The sequence below is a fragment of the Actinopolymorpha rutila genome, assembly GCF_013407855.1.
Classification (GTDB): Bacteria; Actinomycetota; Actinomycetes; order Propionibacteriales; family Actinopolymorphaceae; genus Actinopolymorpha; species Actinopolymorpha rutila.
Genome location: NZ_JACBZH010000001.1, coordinates 244,218 through 264,134 on the forward strand (window position 1 = coordinate 244,218; position 19,917 = coordinate 264,134).

Consider the following 19,917-nt stretch of genomic DNA (forward strand, 5'->3'; position numbering starts at 1 on the left):
GAGTTTCGGCGCGCAGCCGCTCAGCCGCTCAGCCTGCTCGGCCGAGGTCGGCGAGCGCGTGGGCCAGCCGCTCCGGTTCGGACAGCATCGGCCAGTGCCCGGTCGGTACCTCGACGTAGGTCCACTCCTTGCCGGCGAACCCGGCGAAGTACGGATGGCCCTCGGCGACCATCGCCCGTACCTGTTCCACGGGAAACATGCACGTGACCAGGGTGTGCGGCAGGCCGTCGCACCGGCCGTCGTCGGCGAGACGGAGCGGCTGGGCGTTGGCGTTGAGCGGCTGCGGGACCGCCCGGGCGGTGAACGACGCCCGGGCGGTCTCGTCGAGACCGGCGTACACCGGTACGCCGGAAGCCAGCTCGGCCGGCGACGGTGGCGGAAGGAGCCACCCGTCCTCGCGTTCCTTCAGCCGCCGCAACGTCGCCTCGCGCTCCTCCGGGCCGGTCATGTCCAGCTGGGAGGTGCCGCTGGGCAGCGGCCCGCTCTCGACGTAGACCAGGCGTGCGAGCCGGTCCGGTACCCGATCGGCCGCGCCGGTGACCGGGAAGCCGCCGTAGCTGTGGCCGACCAGGATCACCTCGTGCAGGTCGGCGTACTCGATCGTGTGCACGACGTCGGCGATGTGGGTGTCCAGGTCGACCTCCCGGGACGCGAGGTGCACCCGGTCGCCCAGACCGGTGAGCGTGACGGGGTGGACGTCGTGGCCGGCGGCGCGCAGGCGCGCGGTGACGTCGGTCCAGGCCCAGGCGCCGAGCCAGTTGCCGGCGACGAGTACGTACGTGGCCATCGGTGGATCCTTCCGGGAACGCTCCGAAGAGCGGAGAAGCAGCGAAAGCGGAGAAACGGCGGCTGTTCGGATCGGGGATCGGGAGTGACCCCGGCCCGACCCACGGCAGTACCGTAGAACCGAATCCGGACCGAACCCGCCCGCATTGCGCGGCATCCTGGAGAACATGTCGCCGAACCCGTCGTCCGCCGACCGGCCGCACCCCACGACCCGGGTGCTGGCCCTGCTCGAACTCCTGCAGGCCCACCACCGGCTCGGCGGCGCCGAACTCGCCGACCGGCTGGGCGTAGACCAGCGCACCGTGCGCCGGTACGCCACCCGGCTGACGGAGTTCGGCGTGCCCGTGGAGGCGGAGCGCGGCCGCTACGGCGGCTACCGCCTGCGTCCGGGCTACAAACTTCCCCCGCTGATGTTCACCGACGACGAGGCCACCGCCGTCGTCCTCGGGCTGGTCGCGGCGCGCGCCGCTGGACTCGCCACCAGCACGACGGCGACCGCGACCGAGAGCGCGCTGGCCAAGATCTCCCGCGTCCTGCCCGACGCGGTGCGCGACCGGGTGACCGCCGTCCAGGAGACCCTCGGCCTGACCCGGCCGCCCCGGACCGGCGAGGTGCCGCCGACCGAGGTGGTTCTCACGCTCGCGTCCGCCGCGCGGCGCCGGCGGCGGGTGCACCTGGTCTACGCCGGTCGTGCCGGCGAGCGGTCGGAGCGCGACCTCGACCCCTACGGCCTGGTGGTCGACCGGGGCAGGTGGTACGTCACCGGTCACGACCATCGGCGCGACGAGGTGCGGACCTTCCGGGTGGACCGGATCGTCGCGGTCACCCCGACCGACACCGGCTTCGAACCACCGGCCGGCTTCGATCCGGTCGCCCGGGTGAGCGAGTCGCTGGCGGGGGTTCCGTGGGCGCACGAGGTCGAGGTGGTCCTGGACGCTCCGCTGGCCGACGTACGCCGGCGGGTCCCCGCGACGCTGGCCACGCTCGCGGAGGTGGATGGCGGCGTCGTGCTGACCATGCGGGCCGAACGCCTCGACGGCGCCGCGCTGATGCTGGCCGGGCTCGGCTGGCCGTTCGAGGTGCGCCGTCCGGCCGAGTTGCGGGCAGAGGTACGCGCGCTCGGTGCGGCACTTCAGGCGTACGCCGACCGCGGCGACTGACACGCCTCAGGTGTCTGAGCCCTCGCCCCGGCCGCGCCGGCCGCGTCGGATCTCGGTCCCGAGCGCGTCCAGTCGCTGCGTCCAGAACCGGCGGTAACGCTCCAGCCACTCGTCCACCTCGCGCAGCGGCTCGGCGTCGACGGCGTACAACCGACGGGTGCCCTCGGCCCGGACGTTCGCGAAGCCGTTCTCGCGGAGCACCCGCAGATGCTGGGACACCGCCGGCTGACTGATCCCGAACTCCGCCCGGATCGTCTCCACGATCGCCCCCGCGGACTGCTCGCCGTCGGCGAGGAGTTCGAGGATGCGCCGTCGTACGGGATCGCCGAGAACGTCGAAGGCGTGCACAGGTCGATCCTTCAGAACGTCCCTGCGCCGGCCGCACCCGGGTCGCGCAGCACGGCGAGGGCCCGGGCGAACTCCGCGTCCCAGCCGGCCTCGCCGGGGTCCGTCCCCGCCAGGTGAGAGGCGAGTCCGGCGTCGGTGCGTACGTCGGTGCGTGCTGCCATGGCGGTCCCCTCCGTCCTCGGCCCCGCGGGAGCACCGGAGCGACGACGCCATCATTTGCCATCGACTTATATAAGTCAAGGCGAATCCGAGGCCTGCTTCCAGGGGTCGTACGGCGCCGCGCCGGTGGCCGCTTCCAGTCGCTTCCCGCCGCTGGGCGAGCCAGTGGCCCAGGTCGCCGTAGTCTGTCGTGCCGACGGGACAGACCGAGCGGCGTTCACGGGGGCGGGAGGCGGCAGCGAGTGCAGGCGGACACGCAGGTCGTCGGCCCGAACACCCACGAAGCCGGGCCGGGGCAGGGTCCGAGGCAGGGTTCGGTGACCCGGGTGGTCGGCCTGATGTCCGGTACGTCGTACGACGGAATCGACGTGGCGGCCGCGGACCTCGCCTTCGACGGGACCGAGATCGTGCTCCGCCCCCTCGGCGAGCTCGCGCTTCCCCTCGACCCAGGCATCCGCGACCTGATCGGCGCCACCCTGCCTCCCGCACAGACCTCGATGGCGGACGTGTGCCGGCTGGACACCGTGCTCGGCCAGGCGTTCGGCGAGGCGGCCGCGCGTGGCGCCGAGGAGCTGGCCGGCGGCCGGGCCGACCTGGTGGTGTCCCACGGTCAGACGCTGTTCCACTGGATCGACGACGGGCAGGCCCGTGGCACGTTGCAGCTCGGCCAGCCCGCCTGGATCGCCGAACGCACCGGCCTTCCCGTCGTCTCCGACCTGCGCAGCCGCGACATCACCCGCGGCGGGCAGGGTGCGCCACTGGTCAGCATCCTCGACGTTCTGCTGCTGCCGCCGGGACCGACGGCGCGCGCGGCGCTCAACCTCGGCGGCATCGCCAACCTGACGCTCGTCCGGCCCGACGGCGACGTACTGGCGTACGACCTGGGGCCGGCCAACGCGCTCGTCGACCTCGCCTGCCGGCGCTACTTCGACCGGCCGTACGACGTCGACGGGGAGATCGCGGCGTCCGGTTCGGTGAGCGAGAAACTGCTCGCCGCCCTGCTGGACGAGCCGTACTTCCGCCGTCCGCCGCCCAAGTCGACCGGCAAGGAGCTGTTCCACGGCGGCTACCTCGACGCCGCGCTGCTCGGCGTACCCGACCTCTCGCCGGCCGACATCGTGGCCACGGTCACCGAGCTGACCGCCCGGCTGGTGGCGACCGAATGCGGCACCCACCGCGTCGGTGAGCTGATCGTGTCCGGCGGCGGGGTCCGGAACGGCAGGCTGATGCACCGGATCCGGGAGCTCGCCGGCGCCGACAGTGCCGACGGTGCCGACGTGCGGATCCGGCCGATCGACGACCTGGGGCTCCCGTCCGACGGGAAGGAGGCCTATGCATTCGCCCTGTTGGGCTTTCTCACCTTCCACGGGGTGACCGGAACGGTTCCGGCCTGCACCGGTGCGGACGCGGCGACCGTCCTCGGGAGCATCACTCCCGGTCGCGGCCCGCTCCGACTCCCCGAACCACCCGGCGTGGTACCGACCCGACTGCGGATCGAGCCGCCCGTAGCGAGAGGATCGAAGGCATGACCGAAACGACGACCGAGCCCGGCGGCACGGCCGCGAAGCCGGAGCAGTCCGAGAAGGAGGCGTCCGTGCAGACGCCCGAAACGCCGGACAAGGCCGACATCGCCGTGACCGGCCTGGCCACCATGGGGCGCAACCTGGCCCGCAACCTCGCCCGGAACGGCCACACGGTCGCGGTGCACAACCGCACCCGCAAGCGCACCGACTCCCTGATCGCCGAGTTCAGCGGCGAGGGCAACTTCATCGCCTGCGAGTCGCTAGCCGACGTGGTGCGCTCCCTCAAGCGGCCGCGCAAGGTCATCGTCATGGTCCAGGCCGGCGCCGGCACCGACGAGGTCATCGACCAGCTGGCCGAGCTGCTGGAGCCGGGCGACATCCTGGTCGACGGCGGCAACGCCCACTTCATCGACAGCCGCCGGCGTGAGTCGGCCTTGCGCGAGCGCGGCCTGCACTTCGTCGGCACCGGCATCTCCGGCGGCGAGGAGGGCGCGCTGAACGGCCCGAGCATCATGCCCGGCGGCACCGCCGAGGCGTACAAGACGCTCGGGCCGATCCTGGAGTCCATCTCCGCCCAGGTCGACGGCACGCCGTGCTGCACCCACGTCGGCGCCGACGGTGCCGGGCACTTCGTGAAGATGGTGCACAACGGCATCGAGTACGCCGACATGCAGCTGATCGGCGAGTCGTACGACCTGCTGCGCACCGTCCTGGGCAAGACGCCGGACGAGCTCGCCGAGATCTTCCGTACGTGGAACACCGGCGACCTGGAGTCGTTCCTGATCGAGATCACCGCCGAGGTCCTCGCCGCGAAGGACCCGCGCGGCGGCGACGGCGCGTTCATCGACAAGGTGCTCGACCAGACCGAGCAGAAGGGCACCGGCCGCTGGACGGTGCAGATCGCGCTCGACCTCGGCACCCCGGTGTCCGGGATCGCCGAGGCGGTCTTCGCGCGCTCGGTGTCCGGCCACGCCGAGCAGCGCAACGCGGCCCGGGGCGTGCTCGACGGGCCGTCGGAGAAGGTGGCCGTCGACAACCCCGACCAGTTCGTCGAGGACGTACGCCGCGCGCTGTACGCGTCCAAGGTGGTCGCCTACGCGCAGGGCTTCGACATGATCCGGGCCGGCGCGGAGGCCTACGACTGGAACATCGACCTCGGCGCGATGGCCACCATCTGGCGCGGTGGCTGCATCATCCGGGCGCGGTTCCTGGACCGGATCCGGGAGGCGTACGAGAAGACGCCCGACCTGCCGTCGCTGCTGGTCGACCCGTACTTCGCGCGTACGGTCAACGAGGGCCAGGAGGCCTGGCGCCGGGTGGTCGCGACCGCGGCCGCCGCCGGTGTCCCGGTGCCCGGTTTCGGTGCCGCGCTGTCCTACTTCGACGCGCTGCGCCGCGACCGGCTGCCGGCGGCCCTGCTGCAGGGGCTGCGCGACCTGTTCGGTGCGCACACCTACCACCGGACCGACGCCGAAGGTTCGTTCCACCTCGAGTGGTCGGGCGACCGGTCCGAGCGCGAGGTCTGATCGCCGGAGTTTGATCAGGGTCCGGCCGGAAGGTTCGTTCCACGTGGAACGAACCCGGCCGAACCGCTGTGCAGGTGTCGGTGGGTCCGGGGGCTTCCCCCGGACCCACCGACGTGTTGTTTCGGGAGCCGTGCGGAGTAGGTTCACCCGCATGCGCATCTCGGTGTCTTCCGACATGGCGGCCGGTGTCGCCGACGCACTGGTCGCCGACCTTCGCCGCCGCGGCCACGACGTGCTGACTCACGGCGCGCTGAACCCCGGCGTCGGCGACGACCGCGACGACTGGGCCTGGGCCAGCGAGGCGGCGGCTCGCGACGTCGCCGACGGTCGTGCCGACCAGGCCGTCGTGTGCTGCTGGACGGGTACCGGCGCGTCGATCGCCGCCAACAAGGTGCCGGGTGTGCGAGCCGCGCTGTGCGCCGACGCCTACACCGCCACCGGTGCCCGGCGCTGGAACGACGCGAACGCCCTCGCCCTCAGCCTGCGGGTGGTCTCCGAGCCGCTGCTGGGCGAGATCCTGGACGCGTGGTTCGAGGGTCGGCCGAGCGAGGAGGCCGACGACCGGGCGAACGTCGCCCACGTCGACGCCATCGCCCAGGCCTGACGCCGGCCCCGCGTCCGGCCGGCGCCCGCCGCCGTCACACGCTCGCGTCGTCCGGGCCACGCAGCAGGGCGTTCACCTCGGCGACCTGCGCCGGCGTGAGCGGACCGTGCGCCAGCGCGCCCGCGTTGTCCTCGACCTGGGCGACCGTACGGAAGCCGGGGATCGGGATCGTCCGGTCGCTGCTGCCCCAGATCCAGGCCAGCGCGCCCTGTGCCAGACTCCGGCCGCCGCTGCGCAGGATCTCGCGTACGCCGTCCAGCTTCGCCAGCAGCGCGGGCGACGGCCGGCCCCCGTCGAACCACGGCTGCCAGGTCGCGACCGTGCGTACGTCGTCGGCCGGAAGCTGGGAGCCCGCGCCGTACTTCCCGGTGAGCAGGCCCATCGCCAGCGGGGTCCGGTCGACGCTGGTGAGATCGTGCCGGGCGCAGGTGGCGAGCAGGTCGGTGGCCGGGCGGAACAGGTTGAGGTCGTGCTGGACCACCGCGCAGTTGGTGCCGGAGGCGAAGAACTCCGCGCGTTCGGCGTCGTCGGTGCTCCAGCCGTACGCCCGGATCGTGCCGGCGGCCACGAGGTCCTCCAGCGTCTCCATGACGGCGAGCGCCTCGCTCACCGGCAGGTCGCCCACGTGGAGCTGGTACAGGTCGAGGTAGTCGGTGCCCAGGCGCCGCAGCGACGCCTCGCAGGCACGCCGGACGTACGCCGGTGAGGTGTCGCTGCCGGTCAGGTCGCGGCGTTCCTCGTCGTAGGTGTAGCCGAACTTCGTGGCCACCACGACCCGTTCGCGGTCGGCGCCGAGCGCCCGGCCGAGCACGCGTTCGCTGTGCCCGGTGCCGTACGCGTCGGCGGTGTCGAAGAAGGTCACGCCGAGGTCGAGCGCGCGGCGGATCGCGCGCACCGACTCCTCGTCGTTCACCTCGCCCCAGCCGTCGGGCTGGCCGAACATCGTGAACGGCCCGCCGATCGCCCAGCAGCCCAGGCCGAGGGCGCTGGGTTCGATGTCGGTACGGCCGAGCCGCCGGGCGAGGGAGGCGCTGGTGCTGGGGGAGGTGCCGGTCTGCTGGAAGGTACCGGTCTGCTGGTTCGTCATGCGTTTCACCGTAGGAGCATGCGGACCGGGTGGCCGGGCCGAAGACGACCGACGATCCCGGACCAATCCCGAGCCAAACCCGGGCCAGTCCAGCCGGTCGCCTTCGGATGCTTCTTACGACCGGCCCTGGGCTCGAGGTCCGTACGTCAGCCGGCGCAGCACGAACTCCGCCGGGCCCGGCCGACCGCGCCGGTCGAGCCGGTCGGCGGCCACGACTGTCCCGAGCCAGACGGCGACCGCGACGACCAGGCCGGTCACGGTGGGGCTGCCGAACCGACCGCCGAGCGCGAGGGTGAACGGCGCCAGCAGGACGAGCCAGGCCACCGACTGGGCGAGGTATCCCGACAGCGAGCGCCGCCCCAGAGCGGAGAGGGCCCCGACGACCGGCCCCGGCCGGGTCACCCGCGCGGCGACCAGCCCGAAGAGCGCCACGTAGCCCGGTCCGGCGAACATGCCGCTGACGCCGTGAAGGGTGAGCGCCAGGCCCCCGGTCGACTCGTCGACGTGCAGCCCGCCGGCGGCGATCAGCGCGGCCGGGAGACCTCCGGCGACGGCGATCCCCAGCCCGAGGACGGCCGTCCACCCGAGCAGGTTCCGGTGGCGGTCGGGCTCCTCGAGAACGCGGCGGCGCGCGGCCCACATGCCCAGCCAGGTGATGACGATGAACGGTACGACGGTCAGCGTGTGCAGGGGCCACTCGCCGAGCCGGTCCAGCACTGACGCGGCGTACCCCGTCGCGGCGAGGGAGTCGACGTGCTTGGACCCAAGCCCTGCCGTGCCGTTGGAGCCGCCGGTGAGGCGGCTCGCCACCAGGGCCGTGAAGACCACGACCTCCACCAGCATCAGCGCCCAGATTGCCGGCGCGATCCGGTGGAACCTGTCACCGCGGCGCAACAGCAGCAGCGTCATCAGGATCCCGACGATGCCGTAGGCGCCGAGGAAGTCGCCGTAGTACAGCAGGGTGGCGTGCACGAGCCCGAAGACGACGAGCCAGGCGTTGCGGCGCAGCAGCACCGAGCGGACCTGCGCCGGTGTGGCGCCCGCGGTCTCCTGGCGGCGCGCGAGCTGGACGACTCCGTAGCCGAACATCACCGCGAAGACGGGATAGCCGCGGGCGTGCACGAGGTCGAAGAGCCAGAAGTTGAGGACGCGCTCGGCGCCGTGCGGAGTGGTGTCCAGGCCGGGTTCACCGGCGAACACGACCCCGGCGACGTTCGCCACGGCGATGATCAACAGCATTGCGCCCCGGGTCAGGTCGGGTGCGAGGGCGCGTTCGGTGGGCCGGACCGGCCCTCTCCGGGTCTGTGGTGCGACGGCGACGTTGATGGTGTCCCCCTGAGGTCGGGCCTGCGGTGGCTTCCAGAACTAAGTTGCAGCAACAAACTATCAGAGAGAAACTAAATCTGTCTGGCAGGATGGCGGTCACATTCCCGGCACATTCCCGGACGGGAACGAGGGGGCCATGAGCGACGACGAGAGCGTGCCGGCGCCGCTACGCCGGCTGTGGCGAATCCCCGAGCCCTCGCGCCTCGGGCGGCCCGCGGCTCTCGACGTCGACCAGGTGGTCGCCGCGGCGGTGGAGATCGCCGACCGCGAGGGCCTGACCGGCGTGACGCTTCCCCGGGTCGGCAAGAACCTCGGCTTCACCGGGATGTCGCTCTACCGGCACGTCGGGTCCAAGGACGAGTTGCTCGCCCTGATGGCCGACTCCGCCCTGGGTGCCCCGCCGACCATCGATCCGAAGGACTGGCGGGAAGGGCTGCGTACGTGGGCGTTCGCGCAGCGCGCGGTGTTCCGGCGCCGGCCGTGGCTGACCCGGATACCGGCCTCCGGGCCGCCCGCTGGACCGCACCAGATCGCCTGGATGGAGGCCGCGCTGACGGCCATGTCCGGCACCCCGCTGGAGTGGGGGCCCAAGGTGGGCATCCTGTCGCTGGTCAGCGGCTACGTCGCCCAGTCGGTACGCCAGTCGGGCGAGTTCGCCGAGAGCAGGCCCGAGGGGCAGGGGCAGGTGGAGGCCGAGCGGGCGTACGGCCGGGCGCTGGAACGTCTCGTCGAGCCCGGGCGCTTTCCGCAGACCGCCCAGCTGTTCTCCTCGGGGCTGTTCGAGGCCCCGGCGCCGGACACCACCGACGCGGCCGCGGCCGACGCCGACTTCTCGTTCGGGCTCGACCTCATCCTGGACGGGGTCGCCGGGAGGCTGGAGCGATCCGACCCCTGAGCCCGCCCGGGCTTGGGGCGTACGACCTTCTTGGGTCTCGCTGCCGGGCCTGGCGCGGGCGGCCGGATCTGCCGGTCTACTCTCGGAGCGTGACCGAAGCCGCACGAGTCCGGTACGCCTATCTCGGCCCGGCCGGGACCTTCACCGAGGCGGCCCTGCGCACCCTGCCCCACATCGACCAGGTCGATCCGGAACCCTGTGCGACCGTCCCCGCCGCCCTGGACGCCGTACGCTCCGGCGCGGCCGACGGTGCGGTCGTACCCATCGAGAACTCCGTCGAGGGCGGCGTCCCGGTCACCCTGGACGAACTCGCCGGCGGCCACCTGATGATCACCCGGGAGATCCTGCTGCCGGTGTCGTTCGCGCTGCTGGCCCGGCCCGGCACGCAGCTGGCCGACTGCAAGCGGATCAGCACCCACCCGCACGCCGCCGCGCAGTGCCGGCGGTGGCTGGCCGACAACCTGCCGCAGGCGGAGGTGACGCTGGCCTCGTCCACCGCCGCCGCGGCCGCCGCCGTCGCCGAGGAGGGCTCGGAGTTCGACGCGGCGGTGGCGCCCCGGATCGCCGGTGAGCGGTACCGGCTCGAGGTGCTCGCGAACGAGATCGAGGACAACGCCGACGCGGTGACGAGGTTCGTGCTGGCCACCCGGCCGGCCGCGCCGGGGCCGATGACCGGTGCCGACAAGACGTCGCTGGTGGCGTTCATCCGCGACGACCACCCGGGCGCGCTGCTGGAGATCCTGGACGAGTTCGCCGTACGCGGGGTCAACCTCACCCGGATCGAGTCCCGACCGACCGGTGACGGCATCGGCCGGTACAACTTCTCCATCGACTGCGAGGGGCACGTCGGCGAGGCGCGGGTCGGCGAGGCGCTGATGGGCCTGCGCCGGGTGTGCGCGGAGGTGCGTTTCCTCGGCTCCTACCCGCGCGCGGACGGCGCCCGGATCCGCCTGCGCATCGGCACCGCCGACGCCGACTTCCACGACGCCGCGGACTGGCTGGGGCGGGTGCGGGCAGGCCGCGGCTGAGCGCCGAGCTGCGCGCTCTGGTGGTGCTCATCTGCGACTCGGCCTTGTGCTCGGCTCTGTGTTCGGCTTTGTGCTCGGCACCGCGGCGGGCGTGGGACGCCGCGGTACCGGCACGAGAACACCTTGGCAGGGACCACCGACAACTGTCCGATCCCGCGCCGTCGGCCGAGCCGCAGACCGACCTTCCGGCCCCTTGGCGCTGACCCGTCGGACCTACCTGACCTGCGGCGTCAGCGGTCCGGGTCGGCGAGCCGGCGGATCATCCGGGCGAGCTGGTCGGCGTAGGCCTCGGCGAACTCCTCGGTGTCCGGATCGGTGCCGAAGATCGCCTGCGCCATCTGCGGGAGCGTGGTGACGGCGTTCGCCGCGGCCATGAAGGCCAGCAGGAACGCTCGGGGGTCGATGTCCGCGGCGAGCTCGCCGGCCTGCTGGCGGCGTTCGATCTCGGCGACGGCGGCCGGCATCCGGGTGGTCCGGTGCTCGGCGGCCCGGGCGGTCTCCCCGTCGTCCGGCTCCGCCTGGCTTCTGGCCTCGGTGGCCGCCGTCGTCAGGCCCTGCCAGGCGAGCAGCCGGGCGAAGTCGCGTTCCTGCGGTCTCCGCGCGACGTATCCGCTGGTCAGCTCGGCGAGCGACAGGTCGGCCTGAACGGCGAGAAGCTCCCCTTCGACCTCCTGCCAGCGGCCCACCAGCGCGTCGTACAGCCCGGCCTTCCCGCCGAAGTAGTAGGAGATCAGCTGCTTGTTGACGCCGGCGCGGTCGGCGATCTCGTTGACCCGCGCTCCGGCGTAGCCCTTGGCGGCGAACTCCGTGAGCGCCGCCTCGAGGATGCGATCGCGGCTGCGTTCCGGGTCGCGCTGCCGAGTCGCCTTCGGGGGTGTCCTCCTCGTGCCGGCCATGCCGGGATCCTAGCAGTCGCCAACCATGCGGATGACTGTTTCAAACGTTCAGTTGACAAATTCAACCGAATGGATGAACCTGGCGTACGTCCCCATGACCCAGGGACCCACGGACGCACAACCCACGGAGGAGTACGACCATGACCGCGAGCACTGCCGCCGCATCGGCCAACGCCGCCGCATCCGCCAACGCCGCCACCCCCGACACCGCCCGGACGTCCGTCCTGGTGGTCGGCGGATCCCTTACCGGCCTGTCCACCGCTGTCTTCCTTGCTTGGCACGGCGTACCGGTGGTCGTCGCCGAACGCCACCCGGACCTGCTCATGCACCCCCGGCTGCGCGGTCTGAGCCCGCGTACGGTCGAGCTCTACCGCCAGGCCGGGCTGGAGGACGCGATCCTGCGGGCGAGCTACGCCCGGGCCGAGACGTACGAGTGGATTCCGGTGCGGGCGCAGACGCTCGCCGACGAGGAGTACGCCCCGGTGGAGGGCGAGGGTGACGCGAGCCCCGAGGCCGCGAGCCCCTGCGGCCAGGGCCCGATCGACCAGGACCAGCTGGAGCTGTTGCTGCGGGCCCGGGCCCGGGAGCTGGGCGCCGACGTGCGGTTCGCCACCGAGGTCACCGGCTTCGACCAGGACGCGGACGGGGTGACGGCCAGGCTGCGGGACCTGACCTCCGGCGCGGAGACGGTGCTGCGCGCCGACTACCTCGTCGCCGCGGACGGGTGGACCAGCCCGGTGCGGACGGCCCTCGGCATCGAGGTCGACGGGCCGGGTGCGTTGTTCCACACCATCACCGCCATCGTCGAGACCGACCTCACCCCGGCGACGCGTGGCCGCGAGGTGTCCATCGCCTACCTCCAGCGGCCGCAGCCGTTCACGATCCTGATGGTGCACGACGACCTGGGGCAGCGGTGGGTGTTCGGGACCGGCTACTCCCCGGAGCGCGAAGGCCCGGAGGACTTCACCGACGAGCGGGTCGTCGCGATGGTGCGCGCCGCCGCGGGTCTGCCCGATGTCAAGGTGACCTTGCTTCCGCAGATTCCCGGCACCGAACGCAAGGTGTTCGGGTTCGGCATCGGCGTGCAGCTCGCCCGGAGCTACCGCTCCGGCCGGGTCTTCCTGGTCGGCGACGCCGCGCACCTGATGCCCCCGACCGGCGGGCTGAACGGCAACACCGGCGTGCAGGACGCGCACAACCTCGCCTGGAAGCTGGCCGCCGTGCTGGCCGGGCAGGCCGGTCCGGCGCTGCTGGACACCTATCACGACGAACGCCATCCCACCGGGCGCCTCACCATGGAGCAGGCGTACGCGCGGTTCGGGAACCGGATGGGGCCCGACGCGGACGTGGAGATGGTGGAGTACTCCGCGGTGGCGATGGGGTACCAGTACCGCTCCGCCGCGGTGGTCGGTGCCGGCGAGGACGCGTCACCGTTGCCACAGGGCGCGCTCGCCGGTCAGCCCGGGACCCGGGCGCCGCACGTCGTGGTCGGGCGCGCCGGGGCGGAGATCTCCACGCTCGACCTGTACGGACGGGAGTTCGTGCTGCTCGCCGGGCCGGCCGGGCAGGCGTGGGCCGACGCGGGGGAGTCGGTGGCGGCTGACCTGGGCGTACCGGTGCGGGCGTACCGTTTCGGCGCCGATCTGACCTCGGCCGACGGTCCGGCACGGCACGGGATCGGTGCCGCCGGCGCGGTGCTGGTCCGCCCGGACGGCGTAGTCGCCTGGCGGTCGGCCGCGGCGCCCGCCGACGAGGATGCCCGGGCCGAGCTCGGGCGGACGCTGCGCGCCGTACTCGCGCGCAGCTGATCCGGCCCGAGGGAACCCGTGAGGCGTCAGTGCCGGAAGAGGCGCACTCCGGTCCGGACGAGGCTGATCCCGTGCTCGTGGCAGGCCCGCGCCACCTCGTCGTCACGGATCGAACCGCCCGGCTCGGCGAACCACCGAACGCCGTGCCGGGCCGCCTCGTCCACGTTGTCGCGGAAGTTCACCATCGCGTCCGAACCGAACGCGACGTCGCGGGGCGGCTCCTGCCGGAGCTCCCACCAGGCGTCGGCCTTCGCCCCGGCGATCGGGTGCAGGCGATGCGGGACTGCTGACCGGCACCCACGCCGAGGGTCGTGCCCGCGCGGACGTAGACGACGGAGTTCGACTGGGTGTGCCGGAGTACGACCTGTCCGAACAGCAGGTCCTCGACGGCGGGTGCCGGCAGCGGGTGCCCCGTCGTGTCCACGCGTACCAGGTCGGGTGTCAACCGCAGCTTGTCAACGGGCTGGGCCAGGCGCAGGCCGTGGACCTCGCGGACCTCCTCCTCGGGCGGTTCGTACGCCGGATCCATCCGCAGGACGAGGAAACGCCCGCTCTTCTTGGCCGCCAGGATGTCAACCGCGCCTTGCTCGTACGCCGGGGCGATGATCGCGTCCGACACCTTGCGGCGCAACAGCCGGGCGAGGGTCACGTCGACGGGCGCGGACACCGCGACGACGTCGCCGTACGACGACTGCGGGTCGGTGTCGCGAGCACGTACGTAGGCCCGCGCGACCGGACTCAGCTCGGCAGCGTCCACGCCGAAGGTGGTCGCCGCCACCTCGTCCACCGAGCCGTCGAGCGCGGCACCGGCCGGGGACAGGTGCTTGATGGACGCGGCGGCGGGCCGGCCGAACAGGTCGGCAGCCTCCGCGACCAGCCGCCAGCCGGCCAGGGCGTCCAGCAGGTTGAGGTACGACGGCGTGCCGTTGATCACCTCGAGCGGCCACTCGCCGGGGCGTACGGGCGTCACGGACGCGGGCAGATGGGGATTCATGCCGTACCGCAGCTTCATCGGGGGTCTCCCTCGGTCGCAGGTGGATGCTGCGGACCGAGGCCCCCAGGCGGTCGAGGCCGGTCCAGGCCCACGAAGAACACAGGGCCGGGTCGCCGCTCCCCGATGGTCGGATCCATCCGCGCCAGTCGCGGCGAGCCCAACCCTAGGACACGCCCCAGCCGCACGAAACCCGTCCGAAGCGGGTGTGTCGTCGATCGAATTCCCCCGGTGGACCCCTGATCCTCGATCACGCCGCCGGGGTTGGGTCAATTCCTTCCGGCCTGCCCGCAGGCCCCGGCCACAGGCAGGTCCGAGCGGGTCGATAATGCCTACGGTGAGCGATCCGTTTACGACAGGGCAGATCCGCGACCGGGTGCTGGCCGGTTGGTCGGCGTCACCGGCGCGTTTCCGGGAGGACGCCAACGCCGAGGAGGACCTCGCGCTCGGCGGTTACCGCGACCGGCTGGTCGTCGAGCTCGCGCAGAACGCCGCGGACGCGGCCGCCCGCGCGGGTGTGCCCGGCGTCGTCCGGTTCACGTTGCGCGACGACGCGCCGGCGTGGTCGGCGTCCGGCGGCCCGGTCCTCGTGGTGGAGAACACCGGCGCCGGGCTGACCTCCGACGGGGTGCAGTCGCTGGCGACCCTGCGGGCCTCCGCCAAGCGCGACGAACCGTCCGAGCCGGCCGGGCCGACCCGGCCGGGCGACCTGTCAGAGCCGACCGAGCCGATCGAGTCGGCCGTCGGCCGGTTCGGGGTCGGGTTCGCGGCCGTGCTCGCGGTCACCGACGAGCCGGTCGTCCTGTCCCGCTCCGGCGGGGTGCGGTTCTCCCGCGCCGACACCGCCGCGCTGGTCGCCGAGGCCGCGCGGGAGGCGCCCGGCCTGGACACGGAGGTACGCCGGCGCGGGGGCCAGGTGCCGGCGCTGCGGTTGCCGTTCCCCGCGGAGGGCGAGCCGCCGGAGGGCTTCGACACGGCCGTGGTGCTGCCGCTGCGCGACGAGGCCGCGGCGGAGTTGGTACGCGAGTTGCTGGCGGAGGTCGACGACACCCTGCTGCTGGCCCTGCCCCGCCTGGACCGGATCGAGATCGACACCGGCACCGCTCCCGTACGCGTGCTGTCCGACGCCGCCGCGCGCTGGCACACCGTACGAGCCGGCGGGACCTGGACGAACGCCGAACGCGCCACGCTGCTCGCGGACCGGCCGACCGAGGAGCGCGACCGCCCGTACTGGTCGGTCCTGTGGGCGATACCCCGCGACGCCGCGCCGGTGGACCCGCTCGGGGGCACCGGGTCCGCCACCTCGGCGCTGCCACGGGTCGTGCACGCGCCCACGCCGACCGACGAGCCGATGTCGTTGCCGGCCCTGCTGCTGGCGTCGTTCCCGCTCGACCCGACCCGCCGGCACGTCGCGCCCGGTCCGCTCACCGACCGGCTGGTGGAGGAGGCGGCCACGGCGTACGCCGAACTCGCCCGCACCCGCGCCGAGGCCGGAACCGACGGGGGCTCCGGCGGGGGCACTGACGCCCTCGACCTCGTGCCCCTCGGCCTTCCGGCGGGCCGCCTCGACGGCGCCCTGCGCGCCGCCATCGCCCACCGGCTCCCGGCCACGCCGCTGCTGCCCTCGGCGGAGGACCCGTACCTCCTGCTCCGCCCGCGGGAGGCGGTCGTCGTCGACAACGCCGACCCGGTGCTCGTACGCACCCTGGCGTCCGTGGTCGGCGGGCTGGTCGCCCCCGACCCCCGGCACGGCTCCGCCCTCGACGCGCTCGGCGTACGCCGGCTCCCGCTGGCCGACCTGGTGGACGAACTCGGCGCGGTGGCCGACGCGCATCCGCCGGACTGGTGGCACGACCTGTACGTCGCCCTCGCCGGTGCCGCCGCCGACCCCGAACGCCGGGAGGCGCTGGGCGCGCTGCCGATCCCGCTCGCCGACGGCCGGGTCGCCCGCGGCGCCCGCGGCCTGCTGCTGCCCGGAGGCGCCGACCTGCCGGAGGAGACGACCGGCGTCCTCGCGTCGTACGGCCTGCGGCTGATCCACCAGCTGGCCGCGGCCGAGCCCGCGTTCGACACCCTCGAACGCCTCGGCGCGACACCTGCCGGCCCCCGAAGCATCCTCGACGACGGTGCGGTCCGGGCGGCGGTCCAGGACTCCCCGGACGCCGACGAGCCCGCCGAGGTCGCCGACGCCGTGCTCGCCCTGGTCGCCGCCGCGGTGCGCGCCGGTGAGCTGCAGCCAGGCGACCTGCCCTGGCTCGGCGACCTCGCGCTGCCCGACGACACCGGCGAGTTGGCCCCCGCCAGCGCACTCGTCCTGCCCGGCTCGCGGGCGGAGGAGCTGTTCGACCCCGAGGACCTCGCGCCGCTGGACCGGGCGGTGTTCGAACACTGGGGTCCGCAGGTGCTGGAGGCGGCCGGCGTGGTCGGCACGCTCGGCCTGGTCACCGCCTCCGACGTGGACCTCACCGCCCCGCCGGACGAGCTCGCCGAACTCGACGACATCGAGAGCTGGGCGAGCGAGGCCGCCGACGAGCTCGAGGCGGGCGACGGCGGCGGCACGGTGGGCGAGTTCCTCGCGGTGCGCGACGTCGACTTCGTACGCGAGGACGCCTGGCCGCGGGCCCTCGTGCTGCTGGTCGCCGAGCCGGCGCTGCGCCGGGCGCTGGTCGTCCCCGCGCGGCTGCGTGACCCCCGCCGGCCGGAGCTGCCCGCGGTGGACGTCCCGTCGTACACCGCCTGGTGGATCCGCCGGCACGTCCACGTCGACGGCCTGCCGATCCCCGCGTACGCCGACCCCGACGCCGAACCCGCGATCGCCGCGCTGGCCCGCCCGGCCCCGGCCTGGCTGGCGGCGTTCGACCCGGCGGCCCGGCTGGCGATCGGCCTGGTCCGCACCGCCGACGACCTGGACAGCGACGGCCTGCGCCGGATCCTGCACCGGCTCGCCGACCCCGCACTGGTCGTGGACGCGCCGACGATGGTGCGACTGTGGGCGCAGCTCGGCTCCCTCGACCCGCAGCTGCTGGGCTCGGACTCCGCGCCGGAGCGCGTCCGCGTCCTGGCCGGCCGGGAGACGCGGGTGGTCGACGCCGACGACGCGGTGGTCGTGGACGCACCCATGTGGGCGCAGCGCACCGACCTGGGCGAGCAGGTCGTCGCGACCGGCGAGGCCGCGGACAACCTGGCCGAGCTCCTCGACCTGCCGCTGGCCTCCGAGCTCGCCGCCGGTGAGGTCGGCGGTGAGCCGGCGGGTGACGGCGGGGAACGCCAGGTGCCGGAGGCGGTCCGCCTGCTGCTGCCGGAGGTGCCCACGAGCTGGTGGGAGTATGACGACCTGCACGTCGACGGGCAGTCGGTGGAGTGGTGGGTGGACGACGACGGCCGCCCGCACGCGGCCACCGGTGCGGGGCTGGCCCGGGCGCTGGCCTGGGCGGGCGGCCGGTGGGACCTGCGGTACGCCGTCGCGGCCGTGCTCGCCGAACCCGACCAGCTGGCGGCGTACGTCGTGGAGGCCGCCTTCGACGAGCGACCCGGCGACGAGGGGCCCGCCGACGAGGGGCCCGCATAGGGCGGGCCGCCTCGATGGGCGGAGCTAGTTGCGGCGCTCCGTACTCGGCATCCGGATCAGCAGGACGCCCGGCTCGATCTCACACCGCAGCTCGCGCCCGGACTCGATCACGTCACCGTCGAGCTGGCGGGGGACCTCCTCCGCGGCGGTCACGACGACCCGGCGGCCACGCCAGGTGTGCAGGCGTTCGTCCTGTTCCTTCGACCGCCGGGCCACCCGCCACGCCACGTGCGGCCACTCGGTCAGCCGGCGCGGCGCCACCGCCACCACGTCCAGCATCCCGTCGTCCGGCTCGGCCTCGGGCAGGAGTTCGAGTCCGCCGTGCAGGGTGCCGACGTTGCCCACCAGGACGGTACGTGCGTACCGGCGTACCGGCGGCTCGTCGTCGACGGCGATGTCCACCCGCAGCGCGGGGAACGACAGGTTGCGCACGATCGACACCGCGTACGCAGCCCAGCCGACCCGCCGCTTCAGCTTGGCCGGCGCCTCGCCCACCACGGCCGCGTCCAGCCCGAGCCCGGCCATCACCGCGAACCGGTCGGTCTCCAGGCTGTCCCCCTCGACCCGAACGAGGTCGAGCCGCCGGTCGGAGCCGGTGAACGCCACCTCGATCGCCTCCCGCAGGTCCAGCGGGAGGCCGAGGTTGCGGACCAGCAGGTTGCCGGTGCCGGCGGGCACGATCCCGACCGGTACGCCGCTGTCGGCGAGTTCGGAGCAGACCACCCGGACCGTGCCGTCGCCGCCCGCGGCGATCACCAGGTCGACCTCGGCGGCGAGCGCGGCCTTGGTCATCGCGTGGCCCGGGTCGTCCACGCTGGTCTCGAACCACTCCGGCGGCTCCCATCCGCCGCGCTGGGCCGTGCGTTCGACCTGGTTGCGGAAGTCGGTGGCGTCGTCGACCTTCGACGGGTTGAGCACCACGGCGACGCGGCGGCGAGGGCGTTCGGGCTCGTGATCGCCTGACGGGTCGCGGGGGCGGCCCAGTCCGAAGGCGAGAACGGTGGCTCCGAGCAGGGCGGGCGCGAGTATCCAGGCGGCTAGCACGTCTGAAACGTAGTGCACGGACAGGGCTACGCGATCCAGTCCGACCAGCAGAATCGTCCCGCCGGCCGCGGCGATCGCCGCGACCTTGCCGCGCGTACGGACCCGGAGGCGGAGTGCGACGATCACCAGCGCCACCGCCACGAGGGACGACATCAGCGCATGTCCGGACGGGAAGGAGTAACCGTGCGGCTCCGAGACCGGTCGCGCCACCGGTGGCCGTGGCCGCGCGACCAGCGCCTTGATGAACCACTCGAGCAGCGTGCCGACCGTCACCGCCCCGATCAGCCACAACCCGAGCCTGCGGTAGCCGGCCCTGATCACGAACGCCGCCACCACCACCGCGGCGGCCCGTAGCACCCAGGGCTGGCTGATCGCCTGCACCGCGACGAAGAAGTCGGCGAGCCAGGAGCCCGGCGTCACCACGGTCGTCCACCAGGTGGCCACCGAGCGGTCCATGCCGACCAGCGGCGCCCACTGGATGGCGACCAGCACGAGGAGTACGGCGAACCCGGCGCTGCTGGCCAGCGTCGCGAACATCGCCCGGCGCTCGACCGCCCGGCTGCGCGCCGCCCGCTGCCGTGCGGCCCGGGCGGTACGTTGCTGGGCGGAACGGCCGGTCCTGCCCGGCCGGTCGGCGCGGTGGTTGTCGGGGGGCTGCTCGGTGGTGGCCGGCGCGATTCCCGTTGCTTCCGGCTCCGGCCGGTCCGGTGTGGTCCCGGCCGATCCGTTCCGCTCCGACTCGTTCCGCCGGGATTCGTTCCGCTGGGATTCGTTCTGTTCCGAACCGGTCCGCTCTGCACCGTCCCCGCCTGCTCCGTCCTGCCCGGCGTGGCCGGGAGCCGGTTCGGGTGCATCGGCGTACCGCGGGTCGGTGCGGTCGGCGCCGGGCGGGCCGTTCTTCGGCGCCGTCGCGACCTTCGGAGCGGCGGGCACGGGTGCCTTCACACCGCGTCGGCGGCGCCGCCGACGGTCCTTGGCTCCCGTCTTGCTACTCACGGAAAGCATGTCTACCCCGGGATCGGCCCGTTCGCAGACCACGGGGGTGTCCGGCGCCCCGGCGCGTCCTCGCCGGGCTCCGCTCCGGGGGCGCGCGCCGCCCTGCCGGACACGGAGCGGTACCCGTCCGGCTCCGGAACGGAGTCTTGCCTGGTCCGGCCAGGGCCTTACC

At 73.6% G+C, this 19,917-nt stretch carries 17 protein-coding genes and 1 riboswitch; of the genes, 8 read left to right on the top strand and 9 right to left on the bottom strand.

Annotated features, from left to right (window positions below; translation table 11 throughout):
* Positions 1-28: 28 nt before the first annotated feature.
* Complete coding sequence (locus tag F4554_RS01065) at positions 29-787, bottom strand: alpha/beta fold hydrolase (RefSeq protein WP_179785619.1); 759 nt, start codon at positions 785-787, stop codon at positions 29-31.
* A gap of 166 nt (positions 788-953) precedes the next feature.
* Here F4554_RS01065 and F4554_RS01070 point away from each other — a divergent pair, with 166 nt between their 5' ends.
* Positions 954-1,946 (top strand): helix-turn-helix transcriptional regulator, encoded by a 993-nt coding sequence (locus F4554_RS01070; RefSeq protein WP_179785620.1) that lies wholly within the window; start codon positions 954-956, stop codon positions 1,944-1,946.
* Positions 1,947-1,952: 6 nt separating this feature from the next.
* Here the strand turns inward: F4554_RS01070 and F4554_RS31735 are convergent, their stop codons facing one another.
* Complete coding sequence (locus tag F4554_RS31735) at positions 1,953-2,294, bottom strand: metalloregulator ArsR/SmtB family transcription factor (RefSeq protein ID WP_179785621.1); 342 nt, start codon at positions 2,292-2,294, stop codon at positions 1,953-1,955.
* Positions 2,295-2,305: 11 nt separating this feature from the next.
* A complete protein-coding gene (locus tag F4554_RS31740; RefSeq protein WP_179785622.1) occupies positions 2,306-2,455 on the bottom strand; it encodes a hypothetical protein in 150 nt (49 codons plus the stop codon).
* 240 nt (positions 2,456-2,695) lie between these two features.
* On the opposite strand from F4554_RS31740, the gene F4554_RS01085 reads away from it, so the two are divergent.
* The 3 genes from F4554_RS01085 to F4554_RS01095 all read left to right on the top strand — a co-directional run bounded on the left by F4554_RS01085 (position 2,696) and on the right by F4554_RS01095 (position 6,106).
* Positions 2,696-3,982, top strand: coding sequence for an anhydro-N-acetylmuramic acid kinase (locus F4554_RS01085; protein ID WP_337795820.1), 1,287 nt, complete (start codon positions 2,696-2,698; stop codon positions 3,980-3,982).
* On the top strand, positions 3,979-5,502 hold the full coding sequence (gene gndA / locus F4554_RS01090) for an NADP-dependent phosphogluconate dehydrogenase (protein ID WP_179785623.1): 1,524 nt from the start codon (positions 3,979-3,981) through the stop codon (positions 5,500-5,502). Before F4554_RS01085 ends, gndA begins: the two co-directional genes overlap by 4 nt.
* 151 nt (positions 5,503-5,653) lie before the next feature.
* Positions 5,654-6,106, top strand: a complete 453-nt coding sequence (locus tag F4554_RS01095) for an RpiB/LacA/LacB family sugar-phosphate isomerase (protein WP_179785624.1) — start codon at positions 5,654-5,656, stop codon at positions 6,104-6,106.
* Positions 6,107-6,140: 34 nt separating this feature from the next.
* Here F4554_RS01095 and F4554_RS01100 read toward each other — a convergent pair whose 3' ends face one another.
* Positions 6,141-7,193: an aldo/keto reductase gene (locus F4554_RS01100; RefSeq protein WP_179785625.1), complete on the bottom strand. Its 1,053-nt coding sequence runs from the start codon at positions 7,191-7,193 to the stop codon at positions 6,141-6,143.
* 114 nt (positions 7,194-7,307) lie between these two features.
* Complete coding sequence (locus F4554_RS01105) at positions 7,308-8,432, bottom strand: DUF418 domain-containing protein (protein WP_179785626.1); 1,125 nt, start codon at positions 8,430-8,432, stop codon at positions 7,308-7,310.
* A gap of 223 nt (positions 8,433-8,655) precedes the next feature.
* On the opposite strand from F4554_RS01105, the gene F4554_RS01110 reads away from it, so the two are divergent.
* Both F4554_RS01110 and pheA read left to right on the top strand, forming a co-directional pair.
* On the top strand, positions 8,656-9,414 hold the full coding sequence (locus F4554_RS01110; protein ID WP_179785627.1) for a TetR/AcrR family transcriptional regulator: 759 nt from the start codon (positions 8,656-8,658) through the stop codon (positions 9,412-9,414).
* Between the two features lie 89 nt (positions 9,415-9,503).
* On the top strand, positions 9,504-10,442 hold the full coding sequence (gene pheA / locus F4554_RS01115) for a prephenate dehydratase (RefSeq protein WP_179785628.1): 939 nt from the start codon (positions 9,504-9,506) through the stop codon (positions 10,440-10,442).
* Positions 10,443-10,672: 230 nt separating this feature from the next.
* Here pheA and F4554_RS01120 read toward each other — a convergent pair whose 3' ends face one another.
* A complete protein-coding gene (locus tag F4554_RS01120) occupies positions 10,673-11,338 on the bottom strand; it encodes a TetR/AcrR family transcriptional regulator (RefSeq protein WP_179785629.1) in 666 nt (221 codons plus the stop codon).
* A 140-nt stretch (positions 11,339-11,478) separates the two neighbouring features.
* Here F4554_RS01120 and F4554_RS01125 point away from each other — a divergent pair, with 140 nt between their 5' ends.
* Positions 11,479-13,146, top strand: a complete 1,668-nt coding sequence (locus tag F4554_RS01125) for an FAD-dependent oxidoreductase (RefSeq protein ID WP_179785630.1) — start codon at positions 11,479-11,481, stop codon at positions 13,144-13,146.
* Positions 13,147-13,172: 26 nt separating this feature from the next.
* On the opposite strand, the gene F4554_RS31745 is transcribed toward F4554_RS01125, so the two are convergent.
* The gene (locus tag F4554_RS31745; RefSeq protein WP_238341175.1) at positions 13,173-13,331 is read right to left on the bottom strand and encodes a hypothetical protein; all 159 of its coding nucleotides are present in this window, start codon (positions 13,329-13,331) and stop codon (positions 13,173-13,175) included.
* Positions 13,325-14,158 carry a hypothetical protein gene (locus tag F4554_RS01130; RefSeq protein ID WP_238341178.1) on the bottom strand — a complete coding sequence of 278 codons (834 nt, stop codon included), beginning with the start codon at positions 14,156-14,158 and terminating at the stop codon, positions 13,325-13,327. The genes F4554_RS31745 and F4554_RS01130 overlap by 7 nt, the downstream gene beginning before the upstream one ends.
* A 36-nt stretch (positions 14,159-14,194) precedes the next feature.
* Positions 14,195-14,300, bottom strand: a riboswitch (ZMP/ZTP riboswitch).
* Positions 14,301-14,474: 174 nt separating this feature from the next.
* On the opposite strand from F4554_RS01130, the gene F4554_RS01135 reads away from it, so the two are divergent.
* A complete protein-coding gene (locus F4554_RS01135) occupies positions 14,475-17,705 on the top strand; it encodes a hypothetical protein (protein ID WP_337795821.1) in 3,231 nt (1,076 codons plus the stop codon).
* A gap of 24 nt (positions 17,706-17,729) precedes the next feature.
* On the opposite strand, the gene F4554_RS01140 is transcribed toward F4554_RS01135, so the two are convergent.
* Positions 17,730-19,745, bottom strand: coding sequence for a diacylglycerol kinase family protein (locus F4554_RS01140; RefSeq protein WP_179785632.1), 2,016 nt, complete (start codon positions 19,743-19,745; stop codon positions 17,730-17,732).
* Positions 19,746-19,917 lie beyond the last annotated feature (172 nt).

Bases quoted from the DNA above. Each gene is read 5' to 3' on its own strand.
- F4554_RS01070 (WP_179785620.1), top strand. From the start codon at position 954: ATGTCGCCGAACCCGTCGTCCGCCGACCGGCCGCACCCCACGACCCGG.
- F4554_RS01125 (WP_179785630.1), top strand. From the start codon at position 11,479: ATGACCGCGAGCACTGCCGCCGCATCGGCCAACGCCGCCGCATCCGCC.
- F4554_RS01100 (WP_179785625.1), bottom strand. From the start codon at position 7,193: ATGACGAACCAGCAGACCGGTACCTTCCAGCAGACCGGCACCTCCCCC.
- F4554_RS01120 (WP_179785629.1), bottom strand. From the start codon at position 11,338: ATGGCCGGCACGAGGAGGACACCCCCGAAGGCGACTCGGCAGCGCGAC.
- F4554_RS31745 (WP_238341175.1), bottom strand. From the start codon at position 13,331: ATGGTGAACTTCCGCGACAACGTGGACGAGGCGGCCCGGCACGGCGTT.
- F4554_RS31740 (WP_179785622.1), bottom strand. From the start codon at position 2,455: ATGGCAGCACGCACCGACGTACGCACCGACGCCGGACTCGCCTCTCAC.
- F4554_RS01130 (WP_238341178.1), bottom strand. From the start codon at position 14,158: ATGAAGCTGCGGTACGGCATGAATCCCCATCTGCCCGCGTCCGTGACG.
- F4554_RS01110 (WP_179785627.1), top strand. From the start codon at position 8,656: ATGAGCGACGACGAGAGCGTGCCGGCGCCGCTACGCCGGCTGTGGCGA.
- F4554_RS01095 (WP_179785624.1), top strand. From the start codon at position 5,654: ATGCGCATCTCGGTGTCTTCCGACATGGCGGCCGGTGTCGCCGACGCA.
- gndA (WP_179785623.1), top strand. From the start codon at position 3,979: ATGACCGAAACGACGACCGAGCCCGGCGGCACGGCCGCGAAGCCGGAG.
- F4554_RS01105 (WP_179785626.1), bottom strand. From the start codon at position 8,432: ATGCTGTTGATCATCGCCGTGGCGAACGTCGCCGGGGTCGTGTTCGCC.
- F4554_RS01065 (WP_179785619.1), bottom strand. From the start codon at position 787: ATGGCCACGTACGTACTCGTCGCCGGCAACTGGCTCGGCGCCTGGGCC.